The 9554-nt window shown below is 67.2% G+C and carries 7 protein-coding genes; all 7 read right to left on the bottom strand.

Going from position 1 to position 9554, the window contains the following annotated elements; genetic code table 11:
• Window positions 1–467 precede the first annotated feature (467 nt).
• Window positions 468–1619 carry a deoxyguanosinetriphosphate triphosphohydrolase gene (locus AC13EK_RS20175; RefSeq protein ID WP_069337599.1) on the bottom strand — a complete coding sequence of 384 codons (1152 nt, stop codon included), beginning with the start codon at window positions 1617–1619 and terminating at the stop codon, window positions 468–470.
• 9 nt (window positions 1620–1628) lie between these two features.
• A complete protein-coding gene (locus tag AC13EK_RS20170) occupies window positions 1629–3614 on the bottom strand; it encodes a tetratricopeptide repeat protein (protein WP_483022369.1) in 1986 nt (661 codons plus the stop codon).
• Between the two features lie 127 nt (window positions 3615–3741).
• Complete coding sequence (gene ftsZ, locus AC13EK_RS20165; protein WP_069336252.1) at window positions 3742–5199, bottom strand: cell division protein FtsZ; 1458 nt, start codon at window positions 5197–5199, stop codon at window positions 3742–3744.
• 108 nt (window positions 5200–5307) lie between these two features.
• Window positions 5308–6591, bottom strand: a complete 1284-nt coding sequence (gene ftsA / locus AC13EK_RS20160) for a cell division protein FtsA (protein ID WP_004207952.1) — start codon at window positions 6589–6591, stop codon at window positions 5308–5310.
• 3 nt (window positions 6592–6594) lie between these two features.
• Entirely contained in the window at window positions 6595–7557 is a 963-nt protein-coding gene (locus AC13EK_RS20155) for a cell division protein FtsQ/DivIB (RefSeq protein WP_004207953.1), read from the bottom strand.
• Entirely contained in the window at window positions 7550–8506 is a 957-nt protein-coding gene (locus AC13EK_RS20150) for a D-alanine--D-alanine ligase (protein WP_069336253.1), read from the bottom strand. The genes AC13EK_RS20155 and AC13EK_RS20150 overlap by 8 nt, the downstream gene beginning before the upstream one ends.
• A gap of 121 nt (window positions 8507–8627) precedes the next feature.
• Entirely contained in the window at window positions 8628–9554 is a 927-nt protein-coding gene (gene murB / locus AC13EK_RS20145; RefSeq protein ID WP_170828651.1) for a UDP-N-acetylmuramate dehydrogenase, read from the bottom strand.

Here is a 9554-nt window from a genome sequence, read left to right as displayed (position 1 = left end):
AAGACATAGCCCCTCCCTTCCAGGGAGGGGTTGGGGTGGGTTGCGAGCGCAGCGAGCTTCTGCCCTATCGACCGTAGACCGCCGCTACGCGGCGCACCCACCCCCGGCCCCTCCCTGGAAGGGAGGGGAGTAGGAAACGTCCGCCTCTGGTCGTCACCGGCCAGAGCGGAAGCCCTGATCGCGCGCCCTGCTCTTTCCTACTCGGCCTTTCTCTGATCTATCCTGCGCGATGGAACAGTCCCCTGCCCCTTCCGCCTTATCTCCCGCAAAGCCCCACCGGCGTCGCTTCGCTGTCGCCTGGCTGTCGCCTCATTGTCGCGTCGGTGTCGCGCGGGAGCGGCGTCATCGTCGCGTCGGCATGACCCAGGAAAAGCGTCGCAGGCGCGCGGGCCGCCCAAACACGCCAGAATGCGCGTGTAACGACGCTGTGAACTTTCAACTGTCGCGTCGGAGGCTGCGGTGCGCGCCTAGACCAGTGCGCCACAAATTTCGGCATGCCGCTTTTCGGCATAGCGATCGGTCATACCGGCGATGAAGTCGGCGATATGGCGGCTGCGGGTTGGTTCTTCCAGCGCGCATTCGTCGCGCCATTCGGGCGGCATCAGCGCGGGGTCGGCCAGATAGGCGCGGAACAGGTCGATCACGATCACCCGTGCCCGGTCGGCGGCGGCGAGCTGGTCGGGATGATGATAGAGGGTCGCATACATGAAGCGCTTCAGCTCGCGTTCCTGCGCGGCCAGTTCGGGCGAGAAAGCGACCAGCGTGCGGCCCAGCGCGCGGACATCGGCAACCGTTTCCACCCCGGCGGCCGCGATATTGGCGCGGGTGGTGGTGAGCAGGTCATTGGCCATCACGCCAATCTGTTCGCGTACCAGTTCGCGCAGCAGCCGATCCTGCGGCACGTCGGGATAGCGGGCCGTCACCCGATCCCAGCAATGGCGCACCAGCGGCACCGTCAAAAGCTGTTCCAGGCTCAGCAGCCCGGCGCGCAGGCCATCGTCAATGTCGTGATTGTCATAGGCGATATCGTCCGACAGCGCCGCCAGCTGCGCCTCCAGCGAGGCATGGCTGGCAAGGTCGAGCGGGAACAGCGCGTCCAGTTCGCGCATCGCCCAGCCGGGCTTGGTCACCGGCCCATTATGCTTGGCCAGCCCCTCCAGCATTTCCCAGCTGAGGTTGAGCCCACGAAAGCGCGGATAAGGGGAATCCAGCAGCATCAACGTGCGCAGCGTATGCGCATTATGATCGAAGCCGCCATGATCCTCCAGCGCCGCTTCCAGCGCATCCTCGCCGGCATGGCCGAAGGGCGGATGGCCGATATCATGGGCCAGGCACAGCGCCTCGGTCAGATCCTCGTTGAGGGCGAGCGTGCGGGCGATGGCGCGGCCGATCTGCGCCACCTCCAGACTGTGGGTCATGCGCACGCGATAATGATCGCCGTCGGGCGACACGAACACCTGCGTCTTGTGCCGCAGTCGGCGGAAGGAGATCGAATGGATGATGCGGTCGCGGTCGCGCTGAAACATATCGCGCGGGCCGCGCATCTCGCCGCCCGGTTCGGCATGGAGCCGTCCCCGGCTCTGGTCGGGCTGAGAGGCGTAGGATGCGAGCATCGTCATGCGAACCCCTTATTTGCTGCCCAGCTTTTCAACCACCTCGCCCGCGTCGCTCTGCCAGGCGAAGGCATCGGCGCCGGCCTTTTTGAGGTCCGCCTCGACCGCCTTGGCGCGGGTGAAGCTGGCAAAGGGACCGATCAGCAGGCGCGAGGTCTGGCCCCAGCTGGCGCTCCAGCCATCCTGCGGCGCGACCGCGTCATACTTGCCCTGCAAGCGCTTGAAGGTGAAGGCCAGCGCGCTCTTCTGCCCGGTGCCGATCTGCACCCAGTTGCGTGCGGGATTGGCGGCCAGCCGCTTCTTTTCCTCCGCTTCCTTCTTCGCCTTGGCATCTGCTTCCGCCTTGGCCTTGGCGGCGGCCGCCTTCTTCGCCTTGTCGGCCTCCGCCTGGCGCGCGGCGGCGCGGCGGGCGGCCTGCAGCTTCTCGACCTCGGCCAGGTCGACCGCGACCACGTTCGAGCGGCGCTCGCTGTCGGGCACGTCGATGGCGTGAATGATGTCGGCCAGACTGCGCGTCGCCTCCGGCGCCGGCTGCGGCGCAGCGCTGTCGGCCGGCGGCGTAAATTGGGTGGCGACCGGCGCCGATGGCGTCGGCGCGGGCGGCGTGCCCTGCGGCGCGGGCGGGGTCACGCTCGACGCCTGGGCAAGCGCGCTCGAATTGAGCTGCGAGGCGGCGCTCGGCTGGCCGGTGGTCGGCGCCGGTGCGGTCGAGCGCGGCGCGCCGCCGTCCAGCGCGTCGAGACCCGGCGCGGGCGGCCCCTGCACATCGGCCGATGCGCTGCGGACCGGGGCGGGCGACGGCGCCGGGGTTGGGGTCGGCGTCTGGGTGGTCGCCTGACCGGGCGCCGGCTGCACCATCTCCGAACGGGCGCTCTGGCTCGGCGTCGGCTGAACGACCGGCTGGCGTCCGCGCGTGTCGGCGGGCAGCGGCTGGACCGTTGCGGGCGCGGGCGTTGGCGTGGGGGCAGCAGGCTGCGTGGCTTGTGCGGCCATCGGCGTCCGGCTCTGGGTCGGCGCGGGCTGGCTGGCGGCGGGCTGGCTGGCAGTAGGCTGGCGGGCGCGGGACTGGCTAGAGGGGGGCGTGCCGAGCGGCGCGCGGGCCAGCGACGTGCCGCGCTGCCGGCCACTGCCGTTGCGGGTCGTTCGGCGATCCCCCTGGGCCGGCGCGGTCGACGCGACGGCGGCGGGTGCGGCTTCGCGCGACGCCAGTTGGACGCCCGGCGCCGGCGGGGTCGGCACGATCGGCGTGATGCTGGTCGCGACCACCTGCGGGAAATGGCCGAAATGGACCGCAGCCGCCTTCTGCGCCGCCGTCAGATAGGGCATTTTCTGCATATAGGGGGTGATGGCGCTCGCCAGCTGGGCGGGCATGGTCTGGTCGACCACCTTCTTGGCCTCGGCCTGACGGTTGTTCATCGCCAGGATGAAGGCATTATAGCGCCAGGCCGCCCGGTCGCTCTTGTAGAGCAGCGGCTGCAACACCTTGTCGGCGGCATCCACCTGCCCCGAAATCCCGAGCGAGGCGGCGTAGCGGCGCACCAGTTCGGCATCGTCCGGGCTGCGTTGCAGGGCGGCATGATAATCGCGCTGCGCCCCGGCCTGGTCGCCGGTCATGTCGCGCGCAAGGCCACGGTCGCCCTGGATGGTCACTTCGGGATAGCCGGCACGGGTCGCCTGGTCGAACAGGCGCAGCGCTTCGGCCGGGTTCTGCATCTTCAGCATGACCCGGCCCAGGCCCGCCTTGGTGCGTCCATTATTGGGCTGGATCGCGTCGGCGCGGGCAAAGAAACCGGCGGCCGCGCGGGCGTCGTCCAGCTCCAGCGCGGCTTCCCCTGCCCCCACCAACGCGCTGAAATCACGCGGATTTGTGGCCAGCTTCGCCAGATTATTGTTGAGGTCCGCGGCGCCCGAGGGCCGGACCAGATCGGCCTGGTCGGTTTGCGCCTGCGCAGCCGTGGCAAGAAGCAGGCTGCCGAGAATCCATAGATGAGATCGTGTCACATGGCTGCCTTAGCGGATCGCGGAAGCAATGGGAAATGACCTGCACAAAAAAGCGCGCCGGGTCGCCCGAAGCGACCGACGGCGCGCCTTTGGCAGGCCGGTGCGGGCCTGTGCCCGCACGCTGGCCTTACTGGTTGTTCTGGCGGTTGAGGAAGCGCGGGATATCCAGGCCCTGCGTGCCTTCTTCGGCGCCCGGTGCCTTTTCGCTGCCACGGGTAAGGCCGGCCATACGCTCGAACAGCGTGCCACCGGTCGCGACGCGCGGCGCCGGCTGGGCGGGCTTGGGCGCAGCTTCCGGTGCGGCCGCTTCGGCGCCGAGCAGCAGTTCATCCTGCGAGGGATCCTCGTCGGAGAAGACGGCGGCGGGACGCGCAGGCGCGAAGGCCGGCGGCGCCTTTTCGGCGGCAGGCGCGGCGATCGGCGCGGGCGCCGGGGCTTCGGGCACGTCCAGTTCCAGCGCTTCGGGTTCGGGCGCGGCGACCGGGGCCGGCGCAGCAGCGACCGGCGCGGCCGGGGCGGGTGCGGCCACCGGTGCCGGACGCGGTGCCTGCGGCACGGCGACGGCTGGACGGCTGGCGAAGCTGAACGGCTGGGTCAGCGGCGCGGCCTGGCTGCCGACTTCATTGTCGATGCCGGTCGCGACGACCGACACGCGGATCTTGCCGTTCAGATTGTCGTTGAAGGCGCTGCCCCAGATGATGTTCGCATCGGGATCGACCAGTTCACGGATATGGTTGGCCGCTTCGTCAACTTCCATCAGGCGCATGTCGTCGCCACCGACGATCGAGACGATCACGCCCTTGGCGCCGCGCATCGACACACCGTCGAGCAGCGGGTTGGCGATCGCCTTTTCCGCGGCCTGGAGCGCACGGCCGTCGCCTTCCGCTTCGCCGGTGCCCATCATCGCCTTGCCCATTTCGCCCATCACCGAACGGACGTCGGCAAAGTCGAGGTTGATGAGGCCCGGCATGATCATCAGGTCAGTGATCGAACGCACGCCCTGCTGCAGCACCTCGTCCGCCATCTGGAACGCTTCCTTGAAGGTCGTGTTCGGGTTGGCGATCAGGAACAGATTCTGGTTCGGGATGACGATCAGCGTGTCGACATGCTTCTGCAACTCGTCGATGCCGCTTTCCGCCGACTTCATGCGGCGATTGCCCTCGAAGGTGAAGGGCTTGGTCACGACGCCGACGGTCAGGATGCCCTTTTCACGCGCCGCCTTGGCGATGACCGGGGCCGCACCGGTGCCGGTGCCGCCGCCCATGCCGGCAGTGATGAAGCACATATGGGCGCCTTCCAGCGCCTGTTCGACGGTGATGATCGTTTCCTCGGCCGCCGCGCGACCGATTTCCGGGCGCGAACCGGCGCCCAGACCCTCGGTGATCTGCGGGCCAAGCTGGATGCGCCGTTCGGCCGGCGAGGCGTTCAGCGCCTGCGCGTCGGTGTTGGCGACGATGAAGTCCACGCCCTCGACGCTGGCCGCGATCATGTTCGCGATGGCATTACCGCCTGCACCGCCAACGCCTATCACCGCAATGCGTGGCTTCAATTCGTCCACATGCGGCGGGCTGATCTCGATGCTCATATACTTTGCTCCCTCAGCTTCCTCGTCAGGAAGTGACAACCGTCATCAATTGTTAACACCAGAAAATAGAGTATTTCACCTGCTATTTTCGTTTTCGTTCAAATTCGCTCAGTAATTCGTCCGCATCGCCCGCATCATGCGCTGCCACCATTGCGGGGCGCCCAGACGATGCACGGTTTGCGGCGCAGGCGCCATCGCCCTAAGATCAACCGGGTTTGAAGCGCCGTAAAGCGCCAATCCGGCCAAAGTGGCGAAGGCCGGGCCACTATGCGCTTCGGGCATGGCTGACAAGCCACGCGGGCGACCGACCCGCACTGCACGCCCCAATGCACCTTGCGCATAGTCGGCAATGCCCTTCATCTCCGCGCCGCCGCCGGTCAGCACGACCTGGCGCCCGGTGCTGTTGAAACCCATGCCGGCCAGCGCCGCATTCACTTCCGCCATGATCTGGTTCAGTCGTTCGCAAATGACGCCGACCAGCGCCGCGCGGGTGATCTTGCCGCCTTCCGCATTGGGGCCGGCGCTCTGCCCCGGAATGGCGACATCGCCATGGGGCGTCGCGATCTCGATCATCTCGCGGAAGTCGCGGCGGTTCTGCATCGCCGAACCATAGAAGCATTTGATCCGCTCCGCCTGGCTGCGGCGGATGCCGAAGGCCGAAGCAATATCGTCGGTGATGTCGGACGCGCCCATCGGGATCGAATGCAGCCCCACCAGCATGCCGCCGGCATAGAGCGAGACATTGGTGACCCCTGCCCCCATCTCGACCAGCGCCACGCCCAGGTCGCGTTCCTCTTCCGACAGGCAGGCGAGGCCGGTCGCGATTGGCGAAGCGACGATCGAATTGACGTTGAGATAAGCGCCACGCACGCACAGGTCGAGATTGGCGAGCGGCGCACCATCCGCCAGCACGACATGGATATCAACGCCCAGCAGATCGGCATGCATGCCCAGCGGCTTCTTCACCGGCACCTTGCCATTGATGGTGAAGCAGGTCGGCTGCGCGTGCAGGATGATGCGGCCATCGGGGTCGATGCCCTGCTGGCCAGTGGTCAGCAGATCGTCGATGTCCGGCTGCTCGACGCGATAGCCGCCCATGTCGCGCTCGACCGTGACGACGTCGCTGACCAGGCTGCCGCCCGAGAAGCTGACCCAGACATCCTCGATATTGGTGCCGGCGACACGCTCGGCCTGTTCCACCGTCTCGCGCACGGCCAGTTCGGTGCGCTCCATGTCGGCGATGAAACCGCGGCGCACGCCCCGGCTCTCGCGCTGGCCTGTGCCCAGGATCGCCAGCTCACCCGTATCGGTGCGCCCCGCGATCAGCGCGGACACCTTCCACGATCCGATATCGATCGCGGTGATGAGCTTTTCGACCTTGGGCTGTGCCATGACTTAGCCTTCCTCGCCCGCGGCAGGCGCACTTGCGGTCTTTTCCGCCTTGGCGTCCGCCGCTGCCGGCTTATCGCTGGTCTGGCCCTGCGGCAGACGCAGCACGAAACGATCGGGATCGCGCATGTCGAACTTGACGATGCCCCGGCCGAGCAACCGATTGACGCCATCCATGCGCGCGAAATTCACCAGCGCGGCCGCCGATGTCTGTTCGCCTTCAGGCAGCGACAGCGTCTCCCCAGACTGAAAGCGCAAATCCCAGCGACGGTTCCCGACCCAGGTTGCGCCAGCCAGCATCGGCTTCAAGGCAGGCGCGCTTTCCATCAGCTTGTTGAGGCCGGCGGTCTGGAGATTGGCGTTGGGGCCGACCACCAGCGGCAGGTCGGGCATCGCCCCGGCCGACACCGATTGCAGCACCACGCCCGCCACGTCGATCAGATGCAATTGCCCGTCATGCTGCCACACCGCGACCGGATCACGCTCAACGATATCGACGACCAGCGTGTCGGGCAGGCGGCGGGAAATGCGCGCATCCTTGACCCAGCCGAGCTTCAGCATTTCCTGCCGCACCTTGGGCAGGTCGAGCGAGAGCATCGAGCGATCGACCTGGCCGAGCGCGATATTATAGACCGGCATCTCGTCCATGCGCTCGACGCCGCGCACCTCGACCTTCTCCACCTCGAAACCGGCGCGCGCGGCCAGGCTTGCCGCCTGCTGGCGCGCCATGTCGGGTAGCCCCGCATAGATGGCGATGGCGATCGCTATGCCACCGAAGATCGCGAAGATGGCCCAGGTCGCCAGCTTCTGGAGCGTATCCTCGCTGATCGGCAGCAATTCGAGCAGCCGATCGAAGGAGGACTGGCGCTTGAGCTGGCGGCCACGGCCCGATCCGGCCTTGGCGCGCACCTTGCCCCGCGCCGTGCTCAGCCGCGCCGTGCCGCCGCGCCGGATCCGTGCCTCAGCCATTGCCAGCCCCCATGTTCGGCCCCCTCGTCAATGCTTCCTCGCAGATCCGCTCGACCAGCTCGGCATATTCGATGCCAAGCTTTTTCGCCTGTTCCGGCACCAGGCTCAAGGGGGTCATGCCCGGCTGGGTATTGACCTCCAGCAGGTAAAGCCCCTCGACGCCCTCGCTGTCGTCCCAGCGGAAGTCGGAGCGCGACGCGCCCTTGCAGCCAAGCAGCTGATGCGCCTGGAGCGCGATCGCCTTGCACGCCTGCGTGATCTCGTCCGGTATCTCCGCCGGGCAGACATGTTCGGTCATGCCGTCGGTATATTTGGCGTCGAAATCATAGAAGCCGCTCTTGGGGCGCAGCTCGGTAACGAGCAGCGCCTCATCGCCGAGCACGGCGGTGGTCAGTTCGCGCCCGCGAATATAGGGTTCGGCCAGAAGCTCGGGAAATTCCTGCCATGGGCCGACGCTGTCACGGGCGATGGGATTGCCATAATTGCCCTCGGCCGTGACGATCGCCACGCCGACCGAGCTGCCCTCATTGACGGGCTTGAGAACATAGGGGCGCGGCAGCGGGTCGCCGGCATACAGGCTCTCGCTCGCCACGATATGTCCGCCGGGCATGGGGATACCGTGCGGCACCAGCGCCTGCTTGGTCAGTTGCTTGTCGATCGCGATGACCGAGGTGGCAAGGCCGCTATGGGTGTAGGTGAGGCCCATCAGGTCCATCATGCCCTGCACCGTGCCATCCTCGCCCGGCACGCCATGCAGCGCGTTGAACACCACATCCGCCTTAGTCTCAGTCAGGCGCGCGGCGACGTCGCGATCCATGTCGATCCGCGTGACCCGATGCCCGCGCGATTCCAGCGCCTTGGCCACGCCCTCGCCGCTCGACAGCGACACCGGCCGCTCCGCCGACCAGCCGCCCATCAATACGGCGACATGCCAGGGACCACGGCTCATGCGTAACACTCCAGATACATCGTCATGCCAGCGAAGGCTGGCATCTCACTGCCTTTGAACGCAGCGAAGGAAGAAAAGAGGGATCCCAGCCTTCGCTGGGATGACGGATTGGGAGCACAAATCACTTCGCCAACCCCACGGCATCTCTGTTTGCGCCCTCGGCAAACATGCCGACACGCTGGATTTCCCATTCCAGCTCGACGCCGCTCTTGTCCTTGACGCGGCGGCGGACTTCCTCGCCCAGCGCTTCGATGTCGGCGCTGGTGGCGTGGCCGGTGTTGAGCAGGAAGTTGGTGTGCTTCTCGCTCACCTGCGCGCCGCCAAGCTGGAGGCCGCGACAGCCCGCTTCATCGACCAGCGCCCAGGCCTTGTGCCCGTCCGGATTCTTGAAGGTCGATCCGCCGGTCTTGCTGCGCAGCGGCTGGCTTTCCTCGCGCGCGGTGGCGATGCGGTCCATTTCCGCCTGGATCGCGGCCGGATCGCCGGGTTCGCCCCGGAAGGTCGCCGACACGACAACCGCGCCGTCGACCATGTTGGAATGACGATAGCTGTAATGGAGGTCACTCGCGAGCAAGGTCACCTGTTCGCCCGAGCGCAGCACCACCTCGCATTCCACCAATATGTCCGCGGTCTCGCGGCCATAGGCGCCGCCGTTCATCCGCACAAAGCCGCCGACCGTGCCGGGGATGGAGCGGAGAAATTCCAGACCGGCAATGCCGGCATCCCGCGCGGTCGAGGAGACGAGGATGCCCGATGCGCCGCCGCCGCAGACCAGCGTCGTGGCATCCAGCGCCTCCACCCTGGCGAAGGGCTTGCCCAGACGCACGACCACGCCCGGCACGCCGCCATCGCGAACGATCAGGTTGGAGCCGAGGCCGAGCGCCATCACCGGCATCGCCGGATCGAGCATGGCAAGGAAATCGGACAGGTCGTCGGCGTCCTTGGGCTCGAACAGCCATTGCGCCGCCCCGCCCGCCTTGAACCAGACGAGCGGTGCCAGCGACGCATCGGCCTTGAGCGCGCCGCGAACGGCCGGGAGAGTAGCCAT

The organism is Sphingobium sp. L-44 (assembly GCF_056859495.1).
The sequence above is the reverse complement of the archived record's forward strand: the minus strand, read 5'-3'. Positions and strand labels throughout refer to the sequence as shown.

Coding starts and splice junctions, on each gene's coding strand:
- AC13EK_RS20175 (WP_069337599.1), bottom strand. CDS start 1,619: ATGACGATGCTCGCATCCTACGCCTCTCAGCCCGACCAGAGCCGGGGA.
- ftsZ (WP_069336252.1), bottom strand. CDS start 5,199: ATGAGCATCGAGATCAGCCCGCCGCATGTGGACGAATTGAAGCCACGC.
- ftsA (WP_004207952.1), bottom strand. CDS start 6,591: ATGGCACAGCCCAAGGTCGAAAAGCTCATCACCGCGATCGATATCGGA.
- AC13EK_RS20155 (WP_004207953.1), bottom strand. CDS start 7,557: ATGGCTGAGGCACGGATCCGGCGCGGCGGCACGGCGCGGCTGAGCACG.
- AC13EK_RS20150 (WP_069336253.1), bottom strand. CDS start 8,506: ATGAGCCGTGGTCCCTGGCATGTCGCCGTATTGATGGGCGGCTGGTCG.
- murB (WP_170828651.1), bottom strand. CDS start 9,554: ATGGCTACTCTCCCGGCCGTTCGCGGCGCGCTCAAGGCCGATGCGTCG.